22 protein-coding genes are annotated in these 23,984 nt (G+C 36.8%); 8 read left to right on the forward strand and 14 right to left on the reverse strand.

The features are described from left to right. Nucleotides 1–47: 47 nt before the first annotated feature. Nucleotides 48–488: a nuclear transport factor 2 family protein gene (locus tag LC457_RS07785; RefSeq protein ID WP_223599323.1), complete on the forward strand. Its 441-nt coding sequence runs from the start codon at nucleotides 48–50 to the stop codon at nucleotides 486–488. Between the two features lie 33 nt (nucleotides 489–521). After that, nucleotides 522–899 carry a VOC family protein gene (locus LC457_RS07790; RefSeq protein ID WP_223599324.1) on the forward strand — a complete coding sequence of 126 codons (378 nt, stop codon included), beginning with the start codon at nucleotides 522–524 and terminating at the stop codon, nucleotides 897–899. A 3-nt stretch (nucleotides 900–902) separates the two neighbouring features. Here the strand turns inward: LC457_RS07790 and LC457_RS07795 are convergent, their stop codons facing one another. Next, complete coding sequence (locus LC457_RS07795) at nucleotides 903–1,286, reverse strand: DUF1634 domain-containing protein (RefSeq protein WP_223599325.1); 384 nt, start codon at nucleotides 1,284–1,286, stop codon at nucleotides 903–905. Continuing rightward, a complete protein-coding gene (locus LC457_RS07800; RefSeq protein ID WP_089690192.1) occupies nucleotides 1,286–2,116 on the reverse strand; it encodes a sulfite exporter TauE/SafE family protein in 831 nt (276 codons plus the stop codon). The genes LC457_RS07795 and LC457_RS07800 overlap by 1 nt, the downstream gene beginning before the upstream one ends. A gap of 97 nt (nucleotides 2,117–2,213) precedes the next feature. On the opposite strand from LC457_RS07800, the gene LC457_RS07805 reads away from it, so the two are divergent. Together LC457_RS07805 and LC457_RS07810 are read left to right on the forward strand one after the other, a co-directional pair. Then, a complete protein-coding gene (locus LC457_RS07805; protein ID WP_223599326.1) occupies nucleotides 2,214–2,765 on the forward strand; it encodes a DUF1543 domain-containing protein in 552 nt (183 codons plus the stop codon). Nucleotides 2,766–2,790: 25 nt separating this feature from the next. Further along, nucleotides 2,791–3,903 (forward strand): 5-(carboxyamino)imidazole ribonucleotide synthase, encoded by a 1,113-nt coding sequence (locus LC457_RS07810; protein WP_223599327.1) that lies wholly within the window; start codon nucleotides 2,791–2,793, stop codon nucleotides 3,901–3,903. Nucleotides 3,904–4,192: 289 nt separating this feature from the next. On the opposite strand, the gene LC457_RS07815 is transcribed toward LC457_RS07810, so the two are convergent. The 3 genes from LC457_RS07815 to LC457_RS07825 form a co-directional block, all read right to left on the reverse strand. Next, a complete protein-coding gene (locus tag LC457_RS07815; RefSeq protein ID WP_223599328.1) occupies nucleotides 4,193–6,316 on the reverse strand; it encodes a cation:proton antiporter in 2,124 nt (707 codons plus the stop codon). Between the two features lie 6 nt (nucleotides 6,317–6,322). Further along, nucleotides 6,323–6,889 carry a hypothetical protein gene (locus LC457_RS07820; protein WP_223599329.1) on the reverse strand — a complete coding sequence of 189 codons (567 nt, stop codon included), beginning with the start codon at nucleotides 6,887–6,889 and terminating at the stop codon, nucleotides 6,323–6,325. 143 nt (nucleotides 6,890–7,032) lie between these two features. Continuing rightward, nucleotides 7,033–7,941 carry a DMT family transporter gene (locus tag LC457_RS07825; protein WP_223599330.1) on the reverse strand — a complete coding sequence of 303 codons (909 nt, stop codon included), beginning with the start codon at nucleotides 7,939–7,941 and terminating at the stop codon, nucleotides 7,033–7,035. 257 nt (nucleotides 7,942–8,198) lie between these two features. On the opposite strand from LC457_RS07825, the gene purE reads away from it, so the two are divergent. Then, nucleotides 8,199–8,702 carry a 5-(carboxyamino)imidazole ribonucleotide mutase gene (purE, locus tag LC457_RS07830; RefSeq protein WP_223599331.1) on the forward strand — a complete coding sequence of 168 codons (504 nt, stop codon included), beginning with the start codon at nucleotides 8,199–8,201 and terminating at the stop codon, nucleotides 8,700–8,702. A gap of 52 nt (nucleotides 8,703–8,754) precedes the next feature. On the opposite strand, the gene LC457_RS07835 is transcribed toward purE, so the two are convergent. The 7 genes from LC457_RS07835 to ahcY all read right to left on the reverse strand — a co-directional run bounded on the left by LC457_RS07835 (nucleotide 8,755) and on the right by ahcY (nucleotide 17,852). Next, the gene (locus tag LC457_RS07835; RefSeq protein WP_223599332.1) at nucleotides 8,755–10,314 is read right to left on the reverse strand and encodes a BspA family leucine-rich repeat surface protein; all 1,560 of its coding nucleotides are present in this window, start codon (nucleotides 10,312–10,314) and stop codon (nucleotides 8,755–8,757) included. A 15-nt stretch (nucleotides 10,315–10,329) separates the two neighbouring features. Then, the gene (locus LC457_RS07840; protein ID WP_223599333.1) at nucleotides 10,330–11,889 is read right to left on the reverse strand and encodes a BspA family leucine-rich repeat surface protein; all 1,560 of its coding nucleotides are present in this window, start codon (nucleotides 11,887–11,889) and stop codon (nucleotides 10,330–10,332) included. Nucleotides 11,890–11,904: 15 nt separating this feature from the next. Then, nucleotides 11,905–13,530 carry a BspA family leucine-rich repeat surface protein gene (locus LC457_RS07845; protein ID WP_223599334.1) on the reverse strand — a complete coding sequence of 542 codons (1,626 nt, stop codon included), beginning with the start codon at nucleotides 13,528–13,530 and terminating at the stop codon, nucleotides 11,905–11,907. Nucleotides 13,531–13,605: 75 nt separating this feature from the next. Further along, complete coding sequence (locus tag LC457_RS07850; protein WP_223599335.1) at nucleotides 13,606–14,928, reverse strand: BspA family leucine-rich repeat surface protein; 1,323 nt, start codon at nucleotides 14,926–14,928, stop codon at nucleotides 13,606–13,608. 139 nt (nucleotides 14,929–15,067) lie between these two features. Beyond that, entirely contained in the window at nucleotides 15,068–15,460 is a 393-nt protein-coding gene (gene yiaA / locus LC457_RS07855; protein WP_034699887.1) for an inner membrane protein YiaA, read from the reverse strand. A 175-nt stretch (nucleotides 15,461–15,635) separates the two neighbouring features. Continuing rightward, nucleotides 15,636–16,436, reverse strand: coding sequence for a hypothetical protein (locus LC457_RS07860; RefSeq protein WP_223599336.1), 801 nt, complete (start codon nucleotides 16,434–16,436; stop codon nucleotides 15,636–15,638). Nucleotides 16,437–16,538: 102 nt separating this feature from the next. Continuing rightward, nucleotides 16,539–17,852 (reverse strand): adenosylhomocysteinase, encoded by a 1,314-nt coding sequence (ahcY, locus tag LC457_RS07865; protein ID WP_047378461.1) that lies wholly within the window; start codon nucleotides 17,850–17,852, stop codon nucleotides 16,539–16,541. 167 nt (nucleotides 17,853–18,019) lie between these two features. On the opposite strand from ahcY, the gene LC457_RS07870 reads away from it, so the two are divergent. Both LC457_RS07870 and LC457_RS07875 read left to right on the forward strand, forming a co-directional pair. Continuing rightward, nucleotides 18,020–18,538 (forward strand): pyridoxamine 5'-phosphate oxidase family protein, encoded by a 519-nt coding sequence (locus LC457_RS07870; RefSeq protein ID WP_223599337.1) that lies wholly within the window; start codon nucleotides 18,020–18,022, stop codon nucleotides 18,536–18,538. Between the two features lie 169 nt (nucleotides 18,539–18,707). Further along, nucleotides 18,708–19,322, forward strand: a complete 615-nt coding sequence (locus LC457_RS07875) for a 4'-phosphopantetheinyl transferase family protein (protein ID WP_223599338.1) — start codon at nucleotides 18,708–18,710, stop codon at nucleotides 19,320–19,322. On the opposite strand, the gene LC457_RS07880 is transcribed toward LC457_RS07875, so the two are convergent. Then, nucleotides 19,303–21,567, reverse strand: a complete 2,265-nt coding sequence (locus LC457_RS07880) for an FUSC family membrane protein (RefSeq protein WP_223599339.1) — start codon at nucleotides 21,565–21,567, stop codon at nucleotides 19,303–19,305. The genes LC457_RS07875 and LC457_RS07880 overlap by 20 nt on opposite strands. 323 nt (nucleotides 21,568–21,890) lie before the next feature. On the opposite strand from LC457_RS07880, the gene blaCHM reads away from it, so the two are divergent. Further along, the gene (gene blaCHM, locus LC457_RS07885) at nucleotides 21,891–22,649 is read left to right on the forward strand and encodes a CHM family subclass B1 metallo-beta-lactamase (protein ID WP_223599340.1); all 759 of its coding nucleotides are present in this window, start codon (nucleotides 21,891–21,893) and stop codon (nucleotides 22,647–22,649) included. Between the two features lie 123 nt (nucleotides 22,650–22,772). On the opposite strand, the gene porV is transcribed toward blaCHM, so the two are convergent. After that, on the reverse strand, nucleotides 22,773–23,936 hold the full coding sequence (porV, locus tag LC457_RS07890) for a type IX secretion system outer membrane channel protein PorV (protein ID WP_047378455.1): 1,164 nt from the start codon (nucleotides 23,934–23,936) through the stop codon (nucleotides 22,773–22,775). Between the last annotated feature and the right edge of the window lie 48 nt (nucleotides 23,937–23,984).

Here is a 23,984-nt window from a genome sequence, read left to right on the forward strand (position 1 = left end):
CAATTTAAATTTTATTTTATCTATTTTTAAATATCTAAATCTATACTATGAATAAAATAATTGTATTTCTTGTTCTTATAAGTATTTCAAGCTTCGGTCAGCAGAATAAAGATATTGAAAAACCTATCCGTAACCTGTTCCTTGGCATGAAAAATGCAGATTCTGAGCTGGTAAAATCAGCTTTTGCAGAGAATGCAATGCTGCAGACCATTACTAAAGATGGGACTGTGAAAAGTGACAGCATACAGGATTTCGTTGCTTCGGTTTCAAAATTTACAAAAGGAGATCTGGATGAAAGAATCATAGTAGAAGCTGTTCATACAGACGGAAATCTGGCAAGTGTATTTACTCCTTATTCTTTTTATTTAAAAGGAAAATTATCACATTGCGGTGCTAATAGCTTTCAGCTGGTAAAGCAGAATAATGAATGGAAAATCCAGTATATTATTGACACAAGAAGAAAGGATAACTGTAAAGAAATACAATAATAAAGTTCAATTGAAAATTAGTTTAAAAATAAAATGAAGATTCACCATATTGCAATCATATGTTCAGATTACGCCGTTTCAAAGAAATTTTATACAGAAATTTTAGATCTGAATATCATCCGGGAAGTATATCGCGAAGAAAGACAGTCTTATAAACTTGATCTGGCTATCGGGGATCATTATGTGATTGAGTTGTTTTCTTTTCCCAATCCTCCACAACGGTCGTCACGACCTGAAGCATGTGGTTTAAGACATCTTGCTTTTTCAGTAGAAAATGTTACAGAAAAAAGAAATGAGCTAATCGGAAAAGGATTGAATTGCGAAGAAATCCGCATAGACGAATTCACCGGAAAAGAGTTTTTCTTTACCCAGGATCCCGATCAACTGCCGTTAGAGTTTTATGAAATGTAAAAATTAGTGGGCGTAGCCTGCAAAGAAACTTACTGCCATAATCGCTAAAACAATAGAAGAAATGACTACATATACGTAGTCTTTTTCTTTTAAATACCCTATTAAAGCGAAAACAATCCTCATCAAAGGCGTGAAGATCAACAGAAGAATTCCCAGCTGAATAATAGCCATTCCTTCTCCTTTACACAGAGAATCCCAGAAATGTCCCCATACTTTTTCAGAAGAAGTACCTACTACAAGGCTTGTATATTTTTCAGGCATTTTAAAGCCCTCAAAAAATAACTTGATAAAACCAATCAGAGAGGTTGCCACAGAAAGAATAACACCCAGTCTCAGAAGGTTTCCTACGGAGCGGTTCAGATCTACATCTGTAAAATTCTTTCTCATTATCTGAAACTTTTGTTGATACCGTTATACATCATGTAAATTGACAGAATGGTAATTACAATGGCAAAAAATACTTTTAATTTTTTGGTTTTTGATACCATCAGCGTTTTTGAGCCGATAAAACTTCCGATAACAACTCCAATTAAAACCGGAGCCACAATCACAGGAATAATTTCTCCTCTCTGGAAATAGATCAGTGCACTGGCTACAGCCGTTACCCCAATCATAAAGTTACTCGTTGTTGTAGATACCTTGAAAGGCAGTTTCATCATATTGTCCATTGCCAATACCTTCAATGCTCCGGAACCTATTCCTAAAAGTCCGGACATTGCACCTGCAAACATCATCATCAAAAATCCAGGAACTGTATTTCTGGCAGAATAGCTTTTCAATACTCCTTTATCAGGGAATGTTCCGTATAATTTCAGCTTCTCTTCCAGACTTCCTTTTACCAAAGGTTCCTGATGATCAGGTTTACCCTTAAGGTTTAAAATAACTGTTAAAAGAAGAATACTAGCGAAAATAATTCCGATCGTATTTGGGTTAAGCATCCCAGAAACCAAGGCACCTACAATAGCTCCTGCTGTGGTGGCAATTTCGAGAAACATCCCGATTCTCATATTGGTAAAGCCTTCTTTAACGAAAGCTACGGCCGCACCGGAAGAGGTCCCGATCACAGAAATGAGTGAAGCACCGATAGCATAATGCATTGGAACGCCGAATCCCAGCGTTAATAAAGGAATGATAATAACTCCTCCTCCTAAACCCGTAAGTGAACCTAAAAGACCAGCGGAAATTGCGCCAAGGAAGAGTATGATGATTTCTGACATACTACAAATAATGTTACAAATATAAAATTATTGTAGTAGTCTGCCAAACATTTGAAAAAGATAAATTTAACGTATTTTTGCATGCATGAAAAATGTAATGAAATTATTTTATGTTATCCTTGGGGCAACTCCTAAAGGAAGAAATATTGAGCAGCACGATGTTTTCTTCGGAATAGCAGAGAATCTGAAAGATTTGATTCCGGATATGAAAGAGTTTTGGAAGGAAGCAGAAGGTAAAATTCATCTGGATTGTTATCAGGAAGTTAAATTTGCTGACGGCTATGAAGTGGAAATTGTAGAGAAAGGAGAGAAGTCATCAGAAAATCAGTTGTTTTTCCTTAATCTCGGAGGTTATAAGCCGGGTTTCTTTGAAGAATTCCATGAGCAGCACTTAATGGTGGGACAGTCTATGGGAGAGATTGTAAAAAGAGCAAAAGCTACCGAATTTTATCAGACCATGGGATTTGAAGGCGCTGTAAGCCATATTGATGATAAGCATGGGGTAGATATTGATGATATTTTCAATGTGAGCGATATTCTTCCTGCCAGTATGAAAGAAAAATATTCTATCGTTCTTAAAAAATCTGATGCAGAAAATCAGGAAAACCCGATGGGACTTGGGTATTTAAAAATCGATAAAATTCAATAAGAAGTAAATCTAATAAAAATAAAAAATGAAAATAGGAATTCTGGGAGGCGGACAACTGGGAAGAATGCTGATACAAAGTGCATTGAAGTATGATGATGAGTTTTATACTCTGGATCCGGCTTCTGATGCACCATGTCATAATATCTCGCATTTTACACAGGGAAATTTTAATGATTATAACACGGTTCTGAACTTCGGTAAAGACAAAGATGTTGTAACCATTGAAATAGAACATGTAAATGCCGATGCATTGGCAGAACTTGAAAAACAAGGAATAAAAGTTGTTCCTAATGCCAGTATCATCAAAACGATCCAGCAAAAGATCCTTCAGAAAGAATTTTATAAGACACATGACATCCCAAGCCCGGAATTTCAGGTAGTATGGAACAGTGATGAGAAAATTATCATGCCATTGCCATTTGTTCAGAAAATGAACACCGGCGGATATGATGGAAAAGGAGTACAGGTGATCAAAACGGAGGAAGACTATCAACATCTATGGACAGAAGCTTCTGTTATAGAAAGTCTTGTAGATATTGAAAAAGAGCTTTCCGTTATTGTAGCAAGAAATGAAAAAGGAGAAACCAATATTTTCCCGGTAACGGAAATGGTTGCCGATCCAAAGCTGAATCTGTTGGATTTCAATGTATGTCCGGTTCTTCTGACAGAAGATGTTCAGAATCAGATTGATTCCATTACAGAGAAATTCCTGAATGCAGTGAACTCTCCGGGATTGTTTGCTATTGAATTGTTCCTTGACAAAGAAGGGAAAATATGGGTGAATGAAACCGCACCAAGACTTCACAATTCAGGCCACCAGAGCCAGGAAGGAAATACAAATTCACAGTTTGAGCAGATGTACCGTGTGGTAAAAAACTTGCCTTTAGCTGATACTGACGCCATCACTTACAGCGGAATGCTGAATCTTGTTGGAGCAGAAGGATATGCCGGAAAAGTAGTTTATGAAGGAATGGAAGATGTTCTTAAGTTACCTGAAACGTACATCCATTTATACGGGAAAACCGAAACCAAACCAGGAAGAAAAATGGGACACATCAATGTTCTTGCAGATTCCAGAGAAGAGCTGATGGAAAAGCTTGTACAGGTAAAAGGAATGGTAAGAGTGATTTCTGAGTAAAACCATTAAAAAAATAACAAAAGAGAGCTGTTTAAGACAAAACAGCTCTCTTTTGTTATTTAATTATTCAATAGGAACGGGCTTCAGCCCGTTTATCAATGATTATAAATTCAATTGGCTTTAGCCAAAACTTAATTTAGATTTCGGCTAAAGCCAAAGGTATTCATCTTGTTTATATCGGGCTAAAGCCCGATCCTATTGATGACTCAAATTGATTGATAATTTTAATAAAAAAATGATTATTCAGAAATAGATAACTTCCACCATCCCTCTTCCAGCTTCAATCCTCTTATTTAAAAATCTTCTGAATCACATTTCCAATCTCCACAAAATCTCCGTGATTTCCTACAGAACGTATTTCAGGACTGTTTTTATCATATTCTGAGAAAGGGAAGATCAGGAGGTAATTATTGTCTTTCAGATTCCTGTTCAGCAGTTCAGGGATGAGTCTCATTCTTGGAATATAGGACTTCATGCCTCGTTTTGCCATCAAAATAATCAAGGCTTCATCATCTTTCAGCTGGGCAGCGGTTCTTTCACCATCCTGCCATGTGCTCATAATGATAAACTCTGCTTCTATACTGGCCTTCTTCATGATTTTCTGCAGAATATCAATGATGTTTTCAGGAGCATAAAAAACAACTGTAGCCCCGGAGTTTCTGGCAATATTCCAAACTCTAAGCAATGCATGGAAGAATCCGGCATCCTTATCTGCATTCTCAGGAATCATCACTGCATATTTTTTTATCGTGGAAAGTGGTTGTGCAGCATGATATACCAGTACATTTACATCGTCATTCTGAAGATAGCCATTGTAAAGATTATAGACAAAAGATGGGGAGAATCCTTTTTCATCCTCCAATCCAATGATAAGATCTGTAATTTTCTGTTCTTTAATAACATTATTGACTCCATTGACGACGTCATTGTCATATCTTTTTAGGGCCTGTAACTTCACATCTGCCGCCGCTGCCGCATCTGCCGCCTGGTGAAGAAGTTTTTCAGCATTCTTTACCGAAGACTCATTTTTATCTTCATTGATAACGTTTAAAGCAAATAAATCTTCTGTATTGGAGTGGGCTTTGATCAGAATTCCCAGATTCACCATTCGCTCAACAGTTGCCTCATGGTTGATGGCCAAAAGAATACTTTCTTCTTCATGGGTATTCCCCGAAACAGTATCTTCATTATCACTTTCAGCAATTTTCTGAGCACTTGCCATGGAAATAAAGGAGGAGATGGTACATGAAATCAGGATCAGCAGAATACTTCCGTTCAGTACGTGTTCATTTAATAATCTTACAGGTTCTCCGGTTTCGGTTTCAGAAAGGATGATGTTGTATCCTACCATTACTGAAGCTAATGTAGCTGCTGCAGAGGCAGAACTTAGCCCAAATATGAGTTTTCCCTCCTCTTTGGTCAACCTGAATGTTTTCTGAGTCGCTACGGCAGAAAGGTATTTCCCTCCGATAGAAGCTACCAGCATAATTCCGGCTACTTCCAGCGTTTCCCAGCTTTTAAAGAAAACTTTGAAATCAATCAGCATTCCGACACTGATCAGGAAGAATGGAATAAAGATGGCATTTCCCACAAATTCAACCCTGTTCATCAAAGAAGAAGTATGAGGAATAAGTCTGTTCAAAGCCAATCCGGCAAAGAATGCTCCTATAATAGCTTCTACACCAGCCAGCTCCGCAAGCATTGCTGCCAGATAAATCATCACCAATACAAAAATATATTGTGAGATTTTATCATCCACCCTTTTGAAAAACCAACGTCCTATAATCGGGAATACAATGAGCACAATCAAAGCAAAAACAATGAAAGAAACGGATAATTTAACCCAAAATTCTGTTCCCACATCTCCCTGCGACATTCCCACAATCACGGCAAGTACCAATAAGGCGAGGATGTCGGTAATCATTGTACCTCCAACGGTAATATTGACCGCTTTATTTTTTGCAATTCCCAACTTGCTCACTAATGGGTAAGCAATAAGCGTATGGGATGAAAAAAGACTGGCAAACAGAATGGAAGTCAGCATGGAAAAGTGTAAAATATAATACCCTCCCAGATATCCCAATACAAAAGGAACTGTAAAGGTATAGATACCAAAGGTGAGACTTTTCCATTTATTCTTTTTAAAATCACCCATATCAATCTCCAGACCTGCCAGAAACATGATATAAAGCAATCCGGTAGTTCCCGTCACAACAATGCTGCTGTCTCTGGATAATACATTGAATCCGTTCGGACCAATGATGGCTCCGGCGATGATAAGTCCCAAAAGATGGGGAACTTTAATTTTATTCAATAGCAATGGGGCTGCCAGAATGATAACCAGTACCAACAGGAACTTCAGTACCGGATCTTCTATAGGAAGACTCAGGTTGTGTATACTCAGTAAAATCATAAGTGTTTATTTTGTGGAACGTACTAATTCAACAGAGAACTTGGCGGTACAGCCATCGGAAGTGATGGTTCTGGTACCTTTGATCTTGTTGTCCGAAATATCATTAAGAAGAACGCTCATTTCTACATTCTTTTTGGCCGTAGAATTGGTTTTGAAAGATAGTCTGATCTCATTGTTTTCAAACTTGCCTGTGTATAACCTTACCAGATTATTGTTATTGATGATTTTGGTAATAGGCTGGGTAGAATCGTTATCAAACTCCCAGATGTCAGTACGCTGGTCGCCCACTGCATATTCACTGCAGTTAGACTCTGTACAGATGACCTTTCCGTTCCATGGACCGGAAATTTCCGCGGGCCATGAAGAAGTAATAACCACGGAGTCTTTTTTGGCAAAAATACTGTCCCTCATTTTCAGGAGCGACTGATATTCGGATTCTTTCTTCGCGAATACCTTTTCTTTTTCTAATAATTGTTTTTCTCTGTCTGTCAGGTTTTTCTCTTTTTCTTTATAATCACAGCTTACAAGAAGAAAAGAGGAGACCAGAAATAAAAAAAATGTGTTTTTCAGCATATTGTATGGGTTGGAATATACAATATAGGGAAAATGAAGGAAATATAAAAACGCGTCTGAAACAGATCTGATTTTTATTGTATTTAATAAGTTAAAAAACAGTTGTATAGATCTGGTGGAATTATTGATATTATTTTTCCGCCTTAAGATTCGATCTTTTGTTTTTTAAACATTGCCGGATTGTAATTAATAACAAAAACCCCTACAATAATCAAAACCGCTGCAATGATGAATTTGGCAGAAATTTTTTCATCAAGAATCAACCAGCTTAAAAAAATAGAGATTACCGTATTGATATAAGCCAGTATGGATACCTGAACAGGAGAGACTTTGGTAAGGGCATAGTGAAATGCAAAAAAAGCGGCTACAGAACCAAAGATTGACAGATAAAGCATGGCAGAGATACTTTGTAAACTCCAGTTTCCGAAGTTGTAATCGTCTGAAAATAAAAAGGCAAAAATAATCTGAATAATACCTGCAAATAAAAATTGATAAAATAAGTTCAGGGAAATATTACCGCTGTGAAGGTTTAATTTTTTGGTGAAAATAGTTCCTGAGGCCCAGCCTGCAATGGCAATGAATAAGAAGAGAATTCCAAGCGCGTAATCCGGATTTTTTAAATCATTAATACCATCCCAGAAAATAAACAGAATTCCGCTGAAACAGAGAACAACTCCTGCAAAAGCCCGCCAGTTGAATTTCTGAAGTCCTAAAGCCAAACTTCCGAAAAAAACAAGGATAGGAGAGCAGGCACTGATGAGTGAAGTGAGACTGCTTGTAACTTCCTCTTCCGCTACTGTAGTCATTCCGTTCGCAATTACCAGCATGAGTAAAGAGAAGATAAACTGGTATTTCAGGTTGGTCCAGCCGATCCATTTAAATTCTTTTCTATAGGTAAGAATAAGAAACATAATAATGGCCGCAAGAAATTGGCGTATTCCTGCTACAAACCATGCGGGAATAGTCTCTACCGCAACCCTTATTGATAAAAAGGTAGTACCCCAGACAATAGCAACGGTACATACAGCCAGTGTAAGTTTATAATCTTTCAAAATTTAAAGTGGTGTAACAACAAATATATCTATTTTAACTGGAATTGTTATGGATACAGATGCTGTAATTTATAAGAGTACAGATGAAAATTCTGAGCCAAAAAGATCTTTATAAATTCTTTACATTTTAAATGCAAGATCTATTGAAAGATTAAATTATTTTAGGAATTATAATCATAAATCGTTTCCCGGATTTTTTGTAGTTTTTCATCTTTACATTTTTATTTTTTATCTTTGAGCATCTAATAAAATTGAAGATGGTAGGAATTATTATGGGCAGTCAGAGTGATCTGCCGATCATGGAACAGGCTGCAAGTTTTCTTAAAAGCCTTGATATCCCTTACGAATTAACTGTAGTTTCAGCACACAGAACACCGGAAAGAATGTTCGATTATGCCAAAACAGCTCAGGAAAGAGGTTTGAAAGTAATTGTTGCAGGAGCCGGAGGAGCAGCGCATCTCCCGGGAATGGTAGCAAGCTGTACTACACTTCCGGTAATCGGAGTTCCTATTTTGTCCAGTAATTCCATAGACGGATGGGATTCAGTGTTGTCTATTCTTCAAATGCCTGGAGGAATTCCGGTGGCTACCGTAGCCTTGAACGGAGCTTTGAATGCAGGGATTTTAGCAGCAAAAATTTTAGGAAGCGGTAATGAAGAAGTAGCAGTTAAGCTTCAGAAATATCAGGATTCTTTAAAAGATAAAGTACTGGGAACTGTGGATGATATCAAAGCCCAGCACCCTAACCATTTTGACAAATAGTTTACTTTTAAACTCAAAATAAAAGCCTCACTTTCCAGCGAGGCTTTTGTTTTTATTTCTTAATGAATTTTGAAGAGATTGTTTTTTCTTTCAGAATCAGCTGCAAAATATAATTTCCTTTCGGTAATGATCCTACATTAATCATATCCCTATTGGGATTTCCTTCCAGTACAAGTCTTCCACTTGCATCAAAAATTCTGTAATTTTTAATGTCACTTAATCCTTCGATATGGATATCATCTGCGGCAGGATTAGGATAAAGCAGAAATTCTTTTCTGAGCTTGACTTCTGATGAAGATAGTAAACAGTTTCCTACCGTATCACCGGACATAGTCCATCCTTTGCTGATGAGAATATTCCTTTTATCTGCTGCATTGGAAGCATAAGTCAAAGGTGTTACAATATCTAAATCAACATTATTGGCAGTGTCAGTATTATCTGCCCATCCTGCAAGTGTTTTACTGAAATTTTCACAATCCATTCCTGTCTGCATCAAAGCCTGGGCTCCATTATTAACGCTGGCAAGATTCCAGCTTGCAAGGGAATGATTAAAGTTTGGCGTTTCCTTAAGAATCTGGTCTATTCTGGTAACCTTGGTCATATCCCAGTTTTCAAGAGAATGACTAAAGGCTGTGCAGCCATGAATAGCATGGGCCATATTGGTAATTTTAGACGTATTCCAATTATTTAAAGACTGATTGAAACCAGAATCAAAATGGAACATAAAGCGAATGTCTTCAAGGCTTGAGGTATCCCAGTTATTCATGGGTTGATTATAGTTTGGACAAAGAGCAAACATCCATTTCATATCAGTGACACTCGAAACGTCCCAGTTGTTTAATGTCTGGTTAAAAATCCCTCTTCCTGCAAACATAAAACTGAGATCAGTTGCTGACGACATATTCCAGCTATTAAAATAAGGAGGATTGAACTGATCGGGAATTGAAGTATTGATACTATCAAAGATAATAGAAAACATAAATCTGAAATTCTTAATCTTAGAAGTATTCCAGTTTTGCATGGAGCTTGCGCCTGTAAAGGTTTTTGCACCATAAAACATATAAGAAGCATCTTCAACATTACTAAGATCTGGAATGTCTGGAGCAGTAATCTGAACAAGTTTACATTGGCTGAAAGCACTGTTCATTGTTGTCCAGGCAATATTTCCCCATTGTTCTATTTCCAGTATTTTATCTGCATTTCCGTTGATCTGCCAGACCGGAAAAATCTGATCCGGAAGCTGAACCTCCTGTACATCTCCAAATTTTATGTGTTGAAAAACTCCATTCCCGTTACTCACTTTTACCCTATATTTTGCATCATTCTTTTCTGCGATTGATGTACCAAAATCAATAAGAACCTGTTTTGTAGAGGTTATATTGGTAAGAGAGCCGTTGTGCTGGGGATAGTCTACCTCTTCCCAATAAATATCATAGTTTTCACCAATTCCGGGAAACCATATTTGCTGAGAACTTGCCTGGTAGGGAGCACTTACAGTGACAGGCTGTATTACCGTAGAAGCAGGCTTCCAGATAGTAGTAAACTCATTCTGGGCTTTTACTATACACAACAGGAAAATAAAAAATCCTGTCGAAAATTTTTTCAATACCATATTGAGGTTTTATAGTTATTTCTTAATGAATTTTGAAGAAATAGTTTTTTCTTTCATGATGAGCTGTATCATATAATTTCCTTTTGGCAAAGAGCTTACATTGATCAAATCATTATTAGGATTTCCTTCTTTTACAAGCCTTCCACTTGCATCATAAATTTTATATCCTTTAATATCAGCTATTCCTTCAATATGAATATCATCCACTGCAGGATTAGGATAGAGCAGAGGTTTTTTATTCAGTTTTAAATCAGATGAAGATAATAAACAGCTTCCTACAGTATCACCTATGAATGACCAGCCTTTATTGACAAGAATATCCCTTTTGTCTGAAGCATTTGAAGCATATTTTAATCCTGTTAAAGAACCTAACGAGACATTGTTTGCTGTATTGGGATTGTCTGCCCATCCCATCAATGTTTTGCTGTAATTTTCACAATTAAGGCCTGACAGGGTTAAAGTACCATTACCATTGGTAAGAGAAACTAAGTTCCAGTTTCCTAATGACTGATTAAAACTTGATGCAATATTCAGGATCTGATCTATTCTGGTTACTTTAGTCATATCCCAATTTTCTAAAGACTGGTTAAAGGATGTACAGCCGTGAAAAACATGAGCCATATTGGTAACCTTAGACGTATTCCAGTTGAGCTGCTGATTGAAAACCGGAATCATATGAAACATAAAATGCATATCCTCTAAGCTTGAAGTATCCCAGTTATCAAGACGTTGATTGAAGCTTAAACACTGCCCAAACATCCAGCTCATATCTGTCACCTTTGAAACGTCCCAGCTATTAAGAGTCTGGTTAAAAACAGTTCTGTTTCCAAACATATAGCTGAGGTTCGTAGCAGAAGACATATTCCAGCTGTCCAGATAAGGTGAGTTGAACTGTTCTATTACTGCAGAAGATGGATTCACATCAAATAAAAGAGAGAGCATAAAACTAAAATTCTTAATTTTCGAAGTATCCCAGTTTTGCATAGAGCTGGCCCCCATAAAACTAGTTGTACCATAAAACATAAAAGAAGCATCTTCAACATTATTAAGATTAGGAGTATCTGTTGCCGTAAGCTGCATAAGCCTGCACAGACTGAAGGCACTCTCCATGGTTGTCCACGAAATATTACCCCATTGTTCTATTTCCAGTATTTTATCTGAACTTCCATTAACCTGCCAGATAGGGATGACTTGTTCAGGAGCAGGAAATAGTTGGGGAGTTCCAAATTTTATTTGCCTGAAGATTCCATTACCATTCGTAACTTTTACCCTGTATTTGGCATCATTTTTTTCTGCGATGGATGTCCCGAAGTCTATAAGAACCTGTTTTGTGGAAGTTACGTCGAGTAGGGAACCATTGTGCTGCGGATAGCCTACTTCCTCCCAGTAAATGTCATAATTATCACCAATCCCGGGAAACCATATCTGCTGTGTGGTTGCCTGATAAGGAGCGTCTACATTCACTGCCGGTAATACAGTAGATGCCGGCTTCCAGATGGTAATAAATTCATCCTGAGCTTTCGCCATGAAAATCAGTATCAGACAAAAGAGTGTTGAAATTTTTTTTAATAGCATGTTGAGAGTTTATGGTTATTTTTTAATGAATTTTAGATTCTGAATATTATCTTTTGAATAAAGCTGTAAAATATAATTCCCCGGAGTTAACGCTTGAATGTTAATCTGTTCACTCACCAGATCTCCACTTAAAACAATTCTACCGTTCATATCAATAATTTTGAAATCTTTGACATTGGAATTTTTTACATAAATAATATGGGTAGCAGGATTCGGGTACAGGCTTAGTTCACCTTTCACTTTTACATCAGAAGTTTCAAGGAAAGATTGGCATTCTCCGTTGTATGTATCTCCGCTGATCGTCCAGCCTTTGTTGTTGATCAGATAACTTCTGGCCGTTACTGCTGCATTGTGGGAATACGTAAGAGGAGAAACAGAAGATAGATTAATATTATTTGGAGTTGAAGGATTTTGACTCCAGCCATACAAGGTGCTGTCATAATTCTGGCAGTTCAGTGCAGAATTTTTAAATATATTGGAAGCGTTCAGTAAAGAACTCAAATTCCAGTTTCCTAAATTTTGGTTGAAAAGAATAGCATTACTGAACATGTTATTCATGTTTTTTACTTGCGCTACATTCCATTTTGCTATATTATGATTAAAACTTTTGGCACCGTTGAACATATCCTGCATCCATTCTACTTTTCTTGTATCCCAATTGGAAATATTGCTGTTAAAATTCTCAGCATTATAAAACATACCACTCATAATGGTAACACTGCTTGTATCCCAAACAGATAAATCCTGGTTGAAGGCCTTCGCTCCATTAAACATGTGATTCATTTCTATGATTTTTGAAGTATTCCAGTTTTTAAGTGGGTAATTGAATTTCGTAGCCCCGGAAAACATAAATTCTGCATCAAGATTGTTAGACATATCCCAATTTCCAATAGGTCGGTTGAACTCAGCAGCTCCATTAAACATGGCTGTAGTAGAAGTTACTTTAGAAGTATCCCAGTTGTCTAATGGTTGATTGAAAAGTTTAGCTACATTGAATGTGATGCCCATCATCGTCACATTGGAAGTATTCCAGTTTCCAACCGGCTGATTAAAAACAAAACATCCTGTAAATGTTCCAAGCAATGTATTTACATTAGACGTATTCCAGCTATTGATAGAAGGATTTCCCATCAAACCATAACATCCGGAAAACATATAAGACAAATCAGTTACCTCTTTCAGATCAGGAACATCTGTTGCTGTAAAATCTAAAATTTTGCACGCCTGAAATGCTTGTTTCATAGAAGACCATTGAATGTTTCCCCATTGTTCTATCAATTGTATTTTATGAACATCTCCTACAATTCCGTTATCATTGAACATATCCCAGTCTGCAAATCTTATCTGGTGAAAATTCCCGTTTCCGTTGCTTACTTTCAACCGGTAAGTAGCATCTGATGGGTTGGGATTGTGTGGAATTCCAAAATCAATCAGGAGCTGATAGGCAGAAGTTACATTCGTTAAAGTGGCATTGTGAGAGGGGTAGCCAATTTCTTCCCAATAGATCTGATAATTCGTCCCTATTCCGGGAAACCAGATTTGATTATTGTTTGAGTTAACGGGAATTCCTATATAAGGATAGGGAGGTGGGGGAAGACTGGGTTTCCATACCGTGATAAATTCATTTTGTGCCTTTGCCATGAATATCAGCAAAAGAAAAATGAGTATTGGAATTTTTTTTAAAATCATGTTTATGGTTATTAGTTTTGTTGAGGTTTATTTTTTCATGAATGGAAATGAAATTGTTGAACTCTTTGTCATAATCTGTAAGATATAATTCCCTGGAGTTAAGAGATTGACAGGAATTTTATTGTTGTTCAGGTTCTCTTTGACAATCGTTCTTCCACTCATATCGGTGATGATAAAACTTACATTATGTGGGATATTTTTCAGGTAAATTATATCCGTTGCCGGATTGGGATAAATGGCGACTTTGTTGTTTATATCCTTTTCAGAAGTTGAAAGTGTCTGATTGCACAGTCCGTTATAAGAATCGCCCGATATAGTCCAGCCTTTATTATTAATTAAATAATTTCTTGCAGCTACAGCATCAGCATGAGAGTAGACTAATGGAGAAGCACTTGATAGGTTGATATTAGCTGGCGTTGATGAACTCTGGCTCCATCCATAAAGGGTCTTGTCGTAATTCAGGCAGTTCATCGCAGAATTGAGAAACATGCTGGTAGCTGTTGTTAACGAACTAAGATTCCATCTTCCGATATTTTGATTAAAGGCGGTGCCTCGGAACATTTCGTTCATATTGGTGACATTGGCCGTATTCCAGTTTTGAAGATCCTGGTTGAAATTTTCTGAATCATGAAACATATGCTCCATGGTGGTAACCTTAGCTGTGTTCCATTTACCCAAAGATTGGTTGAATCCTGTAAAATCAAACATATAAGACATATCTGTAACATTCGAGGTATCCCAGTTCCCCAGTGGCTGGTTGAACAGATAATCATCACCAAACATATAATACATATCTGTAATGGTAGAGGTATTCCAAGTATTGAAAGAAGAGTTGCCAACTAATGAAGTACATAAATAAAACATCTGGCGCATACTGGTTACCATGCTGAGATCTGGTGCATCAGTGGCCGTTACATCCATGTAATCGCAGTATACGAAAGCATTGTCAAAGCTTTTCCATTTTATATTTCCCCATTGGGCAATTTGGGTAATTTTTGAACGGTCTGAAGCATTGTAAGTAGGAATTAATGTATTGTCAAAGAATCTCACCTGGTCAAAACTTCCGTTTCCATCACTGATTTTGATTCTGTAGCTGGCTTGAGCAGGAGATGGATTTAACGGTGTTCCTAAGTTGATGATGAATTCAGTTGTAGAAGTTACATTGTTTATCGTCCCGTTATGTTGCGGATATCCTACCTCTTCCCAGGATACCTTGAAATTGGTTCCCCGGCCGGGAAATTTAATGTTTTGTGCGTTCTGGGTTTTCCAGATGGTGATAAACTCATTCTGAGCTTTTGAGAATTGAAATAATAGAATTAATAGAGTAGATGGTAAAAGTTTTTTGTACATGTCATTAGTTTGTGAAATAAGCGTAGCTAAAATAACAAAAAACTTAATATATTTTTAATGTAAATGTGAAATTTATAGTATTTTATGTGTTTTAATGAAATTTTACAAATAAAAAACTCTCCAAAATGAAGAGTTTACTTTATTCCTGAAGCATATTGTCACGTGTATTTTTCTGGACTGCTATAGCTCCGAAGAGCGCGAGCAAAAAAGCAAAGGCATAAAACCCTTTTTCACTTGGAAGGATGGTGGCATTCCAAAGTCCGATGGCCAATAATACAATAGATGATAATGTTGCAAACCAGCAGATCCCATAATAAATATCTGTTACCTGGATGTTCTCTAACCTGTCACGCACTGCTTTCTGTAGAGAAACAACAGCAAATAAGCCATAAAGAAGAATGGTAAAATAATATCCTTTCTCATTCAGCAGCATTTCAGCTCTGGCAAGGCCGACGATGAAGCCAATCATTCCTGCTCCCAACGCTACCCATGATGCAGCAACGAATGCATTTGATACTCTTTGTTTTTTCATAGTTTAATGTTTATTTTAAGAGGGCTAAGATATTCATTTTTTATAAATAGAATCTTAATGGAGGGAAAATATGGGGAAAATACTGAACAGTGTCTTCAATGTTTTTTTTAATTTATCAATTATGGTTTACAGGAATAAGCTCATAAAAAACTCTCCAATTTGGAGAGTTTACATATTATTGAGTTATATATTCGTAGTTGTATTGAGCGGAAAGGCTTCCATTAGCTTCTTTTGATACAACCTGCACTGGGAATCCGGCACTGTTGTATTGAATGGTGGAAGTTCTGCTTTGAATTTGTTCCCAGACCCCATTGTTTTTAGAGCTTATCTTTTCTGTAAGATAATTGTTTTTGCTTATCACATAAGCGCCACCCATCATAAGTTTGAGATATTTGTTGATATTCGTATAAGGGTTCAGTTTATCATCATAGGAATAAACGATTCTGGTACTGAAACTGAATCCTGTAGTCTCTGAAGTTTCTGATGAAATATTGTTTCCGTTATAAACATATGTATCTACAATCGGATTGGAACAGTCCGGAGATTGGCAAAAGGAAGAAGAGATCACCTGTCCGCTGGTATTGTAGTTGAAGGTAATCGTTCTGTTATTGTTTGGGTTGGTGTAAATAGCCTTAACGTTTATCAGTTGATCTCCGTTATAGTTGAAAACTGAATAATAATCTATAGTACCATCCGGCTTATAATAAGTGGTTTTTGTAGGTTTTCCGTTATTGTATTCGAACTTGGATGATCCTGATGCGGACAACGTTTTGATAAGTTCACCTTGATTGTTGTATTCAAGTGTTTGTATACTGGTCTGTGGCTGAGCCGGGTTGTCGTAGTAAACTATAGTAACTTTACTTAATAATGTCTTTGGTTCAGAAGGCGTATTGGTTCCATCATTATCATCATTACTGCTGCAGCTGTTAAAGAATAGAGCAGAGCTCATGAGTCCCAGAAATAAGAAATTTTTCATGTTATTTTTTTAGCTGACAAAAATAAGAAATGACTGATTGTACTTTATAAAAAAATCCCACTATCTTAGAAATAGTGGGATCATATCATGTTTATTGTGATCTTAGTATCTGTAGTATTCAGGCTTGAATGGCCCTTTTACGTCAACTCCGATGTATTCAGCCTGCTCAGGAGAAAGCGTTTCAAGCTCTACGCTTAATTTCTTAAGGTGTAACGCAGCTACTTTCTCATCTAAGTGCTTAGGAAGCATATATACTTCATTACCATAAGCTGCAGAGTTGTTCCATAATTCGATTTGAGCCAAAGTCTGGTTAGAGAAAGAGTTAGACATTACGAAACTTGGGTGACCAGTAGCACATCCTAAGTTTACCAATCTACCTTCTGCAAGGATGATTACTTCTTTACCTTCAATAGTATAGATATCAACCTGAGGCTTCACTTCAGATTTAGTCTGACCGTAGTTTTTGTTCAACCAGGCCATATCGATTTCGTTATCGAAGTGACCGATGTTACAAACGATCGCTTTATCTTTCATTTTAAGGAAGTGCTCTCCTCTTACGATATTAAAGTTACCTGTTGTAGTGATGATGATATCAGCATTGTCTACCACAGTGTCTAATCTTTTTACTTCATAACCGTCCATAGCAGCCTGAAGCGCACAGATTGGGTCAATTTCAGTAACAGTAACGATAGAACCAGCTCCTCTGAAAGAAGCAGCAGTACCCTTACCTACGTCTCCGTATCCGCAAACTACAACTCTTTTTCCGGCTAACATTACGTCTGTAGCTCTTCTTACTGCATCTACAGCAGATTCTTTACATCCGTATTTGTTGTCGAATTTAGATTTAGTAACTGAATCATTTACGTTGATAGCAGGCATTACTAAAGTTCCGTTCTTCATTCTTTCGTACAATCTGTGAACACCTGTAGTGGTTTCTTCAGAAAGTCCTTTAATGTCTTTTGTGAACTCAGGGTATTTATCAAAAACCATGTTTGTTAAATCTCCACCATCATCCAAGATCATGTTTAATGGCTTTCTGTCTTCACCAAAGAATAAAGTCTGCTCAATACACCAGTCAAACTCCTCTTCATTTAATCCTTTCCAGGCATATACCGGAATTCCTGCAGCAGCAATTGCAGCAGCAGCATGGTCCTGTGTAGAGAAAATATTACAAGATGACCAGGTAACTTCAGCTCCTAAAGCTACCAATGTCTCGATAAGCACAGCCGTTTGGATCGTCATGTGAAGACATCCTGCGATTCTTGCTCCTTTAAGCGGCTGAGATGGTCCGTATTCTTCACGGATAGACATCAAACCAGGCATTTCTGCTTCTGCAAGGGTAATTTCTTTTCTACCCCATTCTGCAAGGGAGATATCCTTAACTTTATAAGGAACGTATTGTGTTGTAGTACTCATATGTAATGAATAGTTTTTAAATTCAATTGATAACGAAAGGCAAAATTACGATTTATAATTAAGATATAAAAACGACACATTAAGTTCAGTTTTATGAGATTAAACATGAGTTAATGTTATTTAGTCTTAATATAAATAATTAATTTTAGCTGATAAAAATATATATTATGAGTCAAACCCATACAGAAAAGAAAATCAAACCTGTTGCACCGAAAGTACAAGAACTGATCAATGCTTCTAAAAGCATTATTCTGGCTACTGTAGATGCAGAAGGAAATCCCAATTCAAGTTATGCCCCTTTTGTTCAGGTAGAGAATACATTTTATATTCTGGTATCTTTCATGGCAAAACATACTAAAAACCTTGCTGACGGAAGAAAAACATCCATCATGTTTATTGAAGATGAATCAGCTACGAAACAGATCTATGCCCGCGAGCGTTTAACTTTTGAAGCAACGACTTCTCAAATTGAAAGAGATTCTGAAGTATGGACTCAGGTAGTTGCCAAGCTAAAAGAGACTCACGGGAAAGTGGTGGATGTCATTTCCGAAATGGGAGATTTTATTTTAATTGCCTTACAGCCTGTGAAAGGATCTTATGTAAATGGATTCGGGAGCGCTTACTTTGTAGATGCTAATCTGGAAATTGTAGAACATAGAAATGACGTGAATCATCAGTCTAAATAATTAAGCAGGGAGCTTGAAGAAGGATGCTGGAAGTTGATAAAGAGTAAGCCGGTAGAGAGTTTGTTTTTTCATTAATGGTCTGCAAATTATTTTATAACAAATAGTAACTTCCATCCTCCAGCTCCCAGCTTCAAGCTTTTTTTAGTATTTTTGTTTCATATAAAAAAGAATGCCACTCTACAGAGATTTTTCAGATGATAATGCCACCATCCTTGTTTGGAAGTATGATGAAAGTGAAGAGCTTGATATCCATAACCTTCTGGAACCGGAAAATGCTGAAAAGGTAAAAGATTATCATCCCAAAAAATTATTGGAAGTCCTGATGGTACGCAAACTCCTGAAAGGATTAAAGCCCGATTCTAAGATTTTATATAAAGAAAGAGAACCTTTTCTTTCTCCCAATGATGCGGAAATTTCCATTACACACTCTTTTCCCTTTGCAGCCATCGCCATTTCTAAAAATAAAATAGGAATTGATGTTGAAAAGTTCAACCCGAAGATTTTAAGGGTGATTGATAAATTTACCTATGAAAATGAGCGTGGGTTCATTCCTGAAGACAAAGCAGACACTTTTTATACAATTATATGGAGTGTAAAAGAAAGCATGTACAAAATTCACCACTCAAAATACTGGTCTTTAAAGAAAAACTATGAAGTGAAGCCTTTTGAGCTGAAACATCTTCATAAGATAAGCTGCCGTGTCTATGACGAACAGTTTTCAGATGAATTCAAAGCCAGGGTAGAGTTTTTCGATGACTACTGCTTTACGATTGTGGAGGAGTAGGATCAGTTTCGTTTTTATATTTTTCTATAACTTTTCTCTGTTCTTTTGCTACATCATAGATCAGTTCCAGGATGTCATGGATGTTTTTAAGCTCTGTTAAATGAGATACTTTATCAGGATCTCTTCTGTCTACGATGTCATTTTCTTCAATCTCCGTTTTTCTTTTCAGAAGCATATCTTCAATAGAAGAATCTTCAGGCTCAAGGCGGCTTTCCATTTTCAACGTTTCATTGATGTCATTTCCGTTGAGAAGGGTAGAGGTTTGCTGCATTTCTGCTTCAATCTTTCTGCTCCAGCTTTCTGCATCTATTTCAGGATATTGTTCATTACTCTTGGAATATTGAGAAAGAGAAGCGGTATATGCTGTGATCAGATGTGATGTAGCTACAAATTGGTGAACAACTTCTAACTTTTTCTGCTGGTTTTTAGGATCCGAAATCATTCTCTGGAAATTGTCGGAAAGGTTGGCCAAAGAAATGATCGCATTTTTTCGCTTTACCTTGTAATCTTCAAGGTCAAAATTTCCTTGTAAGAATTTGGAAATCACACTCTGGAAATAGATAAGGTTGTCTGTTGCAGACTTCTTCATCAGGTCCAGATTCTGGGTATGTTCCCAAACCGGAAGTACAATATAAGATACTGCAAAAGCTATGATTCCGGCAATCGCTGTATCAAATATTCTGTCTTTAAAAATGATATTTACCTTTCCCGGATTTAAAAAATTAAAACTCAGGAAAACATAGATTGTCATGAATAATACCGCCCAGAAATACCGTCCTTTCAAGAAGCTGAAACACATGATCATGCTGATAAGTAAAATAGCAAATAAAACACCGTTAATATGTACAAAATGGAGAATGGCGTAAGCAATGCTGGCTCCTGCAATTGTTCCATAGAGACGGAGAAGATTTCTCTGCTTTGTAATGGAGTAGGCCGGTTTTAAAATAGCAGTAATGGTAATTAATATCCAATACGTATGTCCCAATCCTAAAAGATCAAACATTGAGAAAATATACCCCAGCAGCAAAGCAGTTGTAATTCTTATCGCATGGCGGAAATGGGAAGAGGATAACGAAATATTATTCCTTAAAACCTTAGCATTAAGCTTGGGCTCATTAGGCATAAATTTTTTCAAATCTAATCCTGTGGATAAACTCTTTGCCAGTTTTATATTCTGAGAAAATACTTTATAAATCTCGTTGATTTCTTTGGTGATTTCATAGATACGCATCAGGATCTGGCGCAGAATCATGAAATTTTCCAGGTTGTCGGGAGAAAGCTGCTTATTTCTGAGTTCGAAATAATTATAATTAAGATTCTTTAATTCCTGTTCCAGATTCACCATCGGTTTTGCTCTGGTACCACTTTGAAGCGCGATTCCGATATTAGTGATCTCTTCTGCCAAAAGATTGAGATAATCATGGATATTAACGAGAATCATACTATCTTCAAAGCTCTGCTGAAGCTTCTGATAATCACTTTCAGAGGTCATTAGCTTTTCATGAAGGTCCATAGAATTCAGGAACATCAACATCAATAAACGACTCGTTGTTGTGGATTCATTGACTATGGTTCTCGTTTTAAAAACAGTTTCTCTGGTGTCTTCCTGCAGGTTTTTTATTTCAATCTGCTTGGCGATAACCTGAGTGGTCAGTTTATTAAAATCCGGATTCTTCTGATAATAATTCGCTTTAATCTTTAAAAATTCAGCCAGCTGAAGATAGTTTTCCCCAATCATCTGGCTTGCCAGTTTATAAGGACGGATTGTTGTTACAATAAGGAATATAAGTAGAAACCATATACAGCCTGAAGCAAAGATCAGTAGACTTTTAAAGATATTGCTTCCTGTAAGATGACCGTCAATAAAGATGGCAAGTACCACAAGCGATAATGAGCCTACAGCTGCTAATCTCTGACCATACACTCCAATGAGCGAGAAAAACATTCCGAAGACGATCACCTCCAGAAGTACCAGGGCTTTAATATTCATCACAAGACTTGCGATGAGCGCGACAAAAACAAAACAGAAGATCGCAAAAGTAAGGGCATTCCTTCTTCTGATGAAAGGACCTGGCTGGTCTGTAAGCGCTACAAAGCTGGTTCCGAGAGGGAAAAGGAAATATTCCTTCAAAATCCCGAAGTGGGCAAGGACTAGACAAGGCAGAACAGTAGCTAATGTAATTCTGATAGCAGAATATACATACTGACTGGTTACAAATTTTTTTAGTTCTGCCGAATAGTTCATACTACAAAAATAGCTATTGAATTTAAGAAAATCGCCATAAAAAAAAGACTTTTATAAACTTAAATATTATATTTTTTTAAGTGGGTTGTTATACTATTAAAAAAATTGAAAAGCAATCAGATTAATCACCGGGGATTAGCCATTCATATTTCAATGGTGAATTTTTTGCTTCGCAAAGTGAATAGTGAATGATGGCAGCGTGTAAAATAATTTGACAAGCGAAGCAGATTGACTATTCACAATTCATTTTTAACACAACAGCTAACAAATCTTGTTCCACGAATTCTTACCTTAGCCTATCTCAACTTTTAAATAGCAACTTTATGAAAAACACCCTTAAAAATATCTTCGTCATATTCTTTTCTTTTTTCATTCTAAGTTGTAGTTCACAGAGCAAGGAAAGTTTTAAAGCAAAAGAAATTTATAAATCCAACAGTCTGATTGTTACTCAGATTTCAGAAAATGCTTTTATCCATACTTCTTTTAAACAGACAAATGATTTCGGAAATGTACCCTGTAACGGATTGATTGTAAAAAATAAGAATGAAACTATTGTTTTTGATACACCCACTAATGATAAAAGTTCAGAAGAACTGATACAATGGATTAATGAAAAACTTCATGCAAAAATCAATGCAGTGATTCCGACTCATTTTCACGATGACAGTCTGGGAGGATTGCTGGCATTCCATAAAAAGAATATTCCATCTTATTCGTACGTTAAAACAATAGAACTAGCTAAAGAAAATAATTTTGTTATTCCTGAAAACAGTTTTAATGATTCCGTTATTTTGAAGGTAGGAAATAAGGATGTTGTCGCCAGGTATTTTGGAGAAGGGCATACAAGAGATAATAGTGTTGGATATTTCCCGAGTGAAAATATTCTGTTTGGAGGCTGTTTGCTGAAAGAGCTTGAAGCAGGTAAAGGATATTTGGGAGATGCAAACGTTTCCGCCTGGTCAGGTACAGTTGAAAAAGTTAAAAAAGAATATCCCAATGTGAAAATTGTAGTTCCCGGACACGGAGATTATGGAGATGGGAGACTTCTTGACTATACTATTACATTATTTAAAGGTCAATAGTGAATTTTTGCTTCGCAAAGTGAATGGTGAATGATTGCAGCCTGTAAAAGAAATTGACAATTGACCATAAAAAAAGCCTCATTACAATGTATGAGGCTTTTTTTATATAGCTGTAGCTGTTTCTTAACGATCGTTGTTGGATGTTTCTTCTCCAATGTTCCAGGTAAGACCGAAACGAAGTGTGTTATCCAAAGCACTGTTGATTTTAGACATATTGATCAGGTAGGAAAGATCAAGTCCGAAAGAACGGTATCTTAAACCAACACCCGCTGTTGCAAACTGTCTTGCTCCCTGCTCTTCACTTTCATGGAAGTAACCTCCTCTTACAGAAAATGCATTGTCATAAGAGTATTCTAAAGCACCACTATACATGATACTGTTTTTGTTTTTGAAAGATTTTCCGATACCAGCCATTGGCCCTACATTCGGGATTTGATAAATAGGCTGTCTTGTATTGGGATCAATTCCTGCATACTCAGATCCGGGAACCAAAAGTTTTGAACCTTCCACAGAAATTCCAACTCTGTTCATATCATCCAGGTACATGTCATATCCAACCCCTAATCTTGCCATTGTAGGAAGATAAGATCTTGATTCTTCATTTCCTGTATAATCCAGTTTCGGACCTACGTTCTGAATTGCTAAACCAGCATTCACTTTACCATCATATCCTCCGATACTGGAGAATCTTGGTGAGGTATAGTATGCTGAAACGTCTACTGCGAAACTGTTAGCCGCTTTAAGTGTAGTGTCTGTGTTGAATCCTCCGGCTAAGTCTGAGCGGATAAATCTACCGGTAACAGCACCAGAGAATGAATCGGAAAGCTTCAAAGCATAAGCAACGTCAATTGAGAATTCGTTTGGTTTTGATGTACCCATTGATGCAATCTCTGTACCTACCAGCTGAGTAAGATCTACCTGCCCCATGTTGAAATAATAGATACTTGCAGAGATTGTAGATCTCTCTTCCTGCCCCAGAAATTTGTGGAACGAAGCATATAATAAGAATACATCATTGGTAAGTTTTCCCATGTAAGGCGTATAGTTAAGACCTACGGAAGAACTTGTTCTGCTGAAAGGATATTTAGCCGCATTCCAGAATTGTGAAAATGCATCCGGAGAGGTTACCACCCCTTGGTCTCCCATACCTCCTGATCTCGCATCAGGCGCAATTCTTAGGAAAGGAGCTCCGGTAAGAACTGGGTTTACTTTACCTAAATCTTGCGAATAGCCTAAAAAACCAGCACTCAAACCAAATCCTAAAAGCAGTTTAGTAGTTAAATTCATATGTTGTCTTTTATATATTATCAGTTTTTTATTAATATTATTGTCTAT

Source organism: Chryseobacterium sp. GVT01B, from assembly GCF_019970045.1.
Taxonomy (GTDB): domain Bacteria; phylum Bacteroidota; class Bacteroidia; order Flavobacteriales; family Weeksellaceae; genus Chryseobacterium.

What these genes read in the sequence shown, in the direction of transcription:
- LC457_RS07795 (WP_223599325.1), bottom strand. Translation starts at nt 1,286, where the DNA reads ATGAGAAAGAATTTTACAGATGTAGATCTGAACCGCTCCGTAGGAAAC.
- LC457_RS07810 (WP_223599327.1), top strand. Translation starts at nt 2,791, where the DNA reads ATGAAAATAGGAATTCTGGGAGGCGGACAACTGGGAAGAATGCTGATA.
- LC457_RS07870 (WP_223599337.1), top strand. Translation starts at nt 18,020, where the DNA reads ATGAGTCAAACCCATACAGAAAAGAAAATCAAACCTGTTGCACCGAAA.
- LC457_RS07860 (WP_223599336.1), bottom strand. Translation starts at nt 16,436, where the DNA reads ATGAAAAATTTCTTATTTCTGGGACTCATGAGCTCTGCTCTATTCTTT.
- porV (WP_047378455.1), bottom strand. Translation starts at nt 23,936, where the DNA reads ATGAATTTAACTACTAAACTGCTTTTAGGATTTGGTTTGAGTGCTGGT.
- purE (WP_223599331.1), top strand. Translation starts at nt 8,199, where the DNA reads ATGGTAGGAATTATTATGGGCAGTCAGAGTGATCTGCCGATCATGGAA.
- LC457_RS07850 (WP_223599335.1), bottom strand. Translation starts at nt 14,928, where the DNA reads ATGTACAAAAAACTTTTACCATCTACTCTATTAATTCTATTATTTCAA.
- LC457_RS07840 (WP_223599333.1), bottom strand. Translation starts at nt 11,889, where the DNA reads ATGCTATTAAAAAAAATTTCAACACTCTTTTGTCTGATACTGATTTTC.
- LC457_RS07835 (WP_223599332.1), bottom strand. Translation starts at nt 10,314, where the DNA reads ATGGTATTGAAAAAATTTTCGACAGGATTTTTTATTTTCCTGTTGTGT.
- blaCHM (WP_223599340.1), top strand. Translation starts at nt 21,891, where the DNA reads ATGAAAAACACCCTTAAAAATATCTTCGTCATATTCTTTTCTTTTTTC.
- LC457_RS07845 (WP_223599334.1), bottom strand. Translation starts at nt 13,530, where the DNA reads ATGGCAAAGGCACAAAATGAATTTATCACGGTATGGAAACCCAGTCTT.
- yiaA (WP_034699887.1), bottom strand. Translation starts at nt 15,460, where the DNA reads ATGAAAAAACAAAGAGTATCAAATGCATTCGTTGCTGCATCATGGGTA.
- LC457_RS07785 (WP_223599323.1), top strand. Translation starts at nt 48, where the DNA reads ATGAATAAAATAATTGTATTTCTTGTTCTTATAAGTATTTCAAGCTTC.
- LC457_RS07875 (WP_223599338.1), top strand. Translation starts at nt 18,708, where the DNA reads ATGCCACTCTACAGAGATTTTTCAGATGATAATGCCACCATCCTTGTT.
- LC457_RS07880 (WP_223599339.1), bottom strand. Translation starts at nt 21,567, where the DNA reads ATGAACTATTCGGCAGAACTAAAAAAATTTGTAACCAGTCAGTATGTA.
- ahcY (WP_047378461.1), bottom strand. Translation starts at nt 17,852, where the DNA reads ATGAGTACTACAACACAATACGTTCCTTATAAAGTTAAGGATATCTCC.
- LC457_RS07820 (WP_223599329.1), bottom strand. Translation starts at nt 6,889, where the DNA reads ATGCTGAAAAACACATTTTTTTTATTTCTGGTCTCCTCTTTTCTTCTT.
- LC457_RS07790 (WP_223599324.1), top strand. Translation starts at nt 522, where the DNA reads ATGAAGATTCACCATATTGCAATCATATGTTCAGATTACGCCGTTTCA.
- LC457_RS07815 (WP_223599328.1), bottom strand. Translation starts at nt 6,316, where the DNA reads ATGATTTTACTGAGTATACACAACCTGAGTCTTCCTATAGAAGATCCG.
- LC457_RS07805 (WP_223599326.1), top strand. Translation starts at nt 2,214, where the DNA reads ATGAAATTATTTTATGTTATCCTTGGGGCAACTCCTAAAGGAAGAAAT.
- LC457_RS07800 (WP_089690192.1), bottom strand. Translation starts at nt 2,116, where the DNA reads ATGTCAGAAATCATCATACTCTTCCTTGGCGCAATTTCCGCTGGTCTT.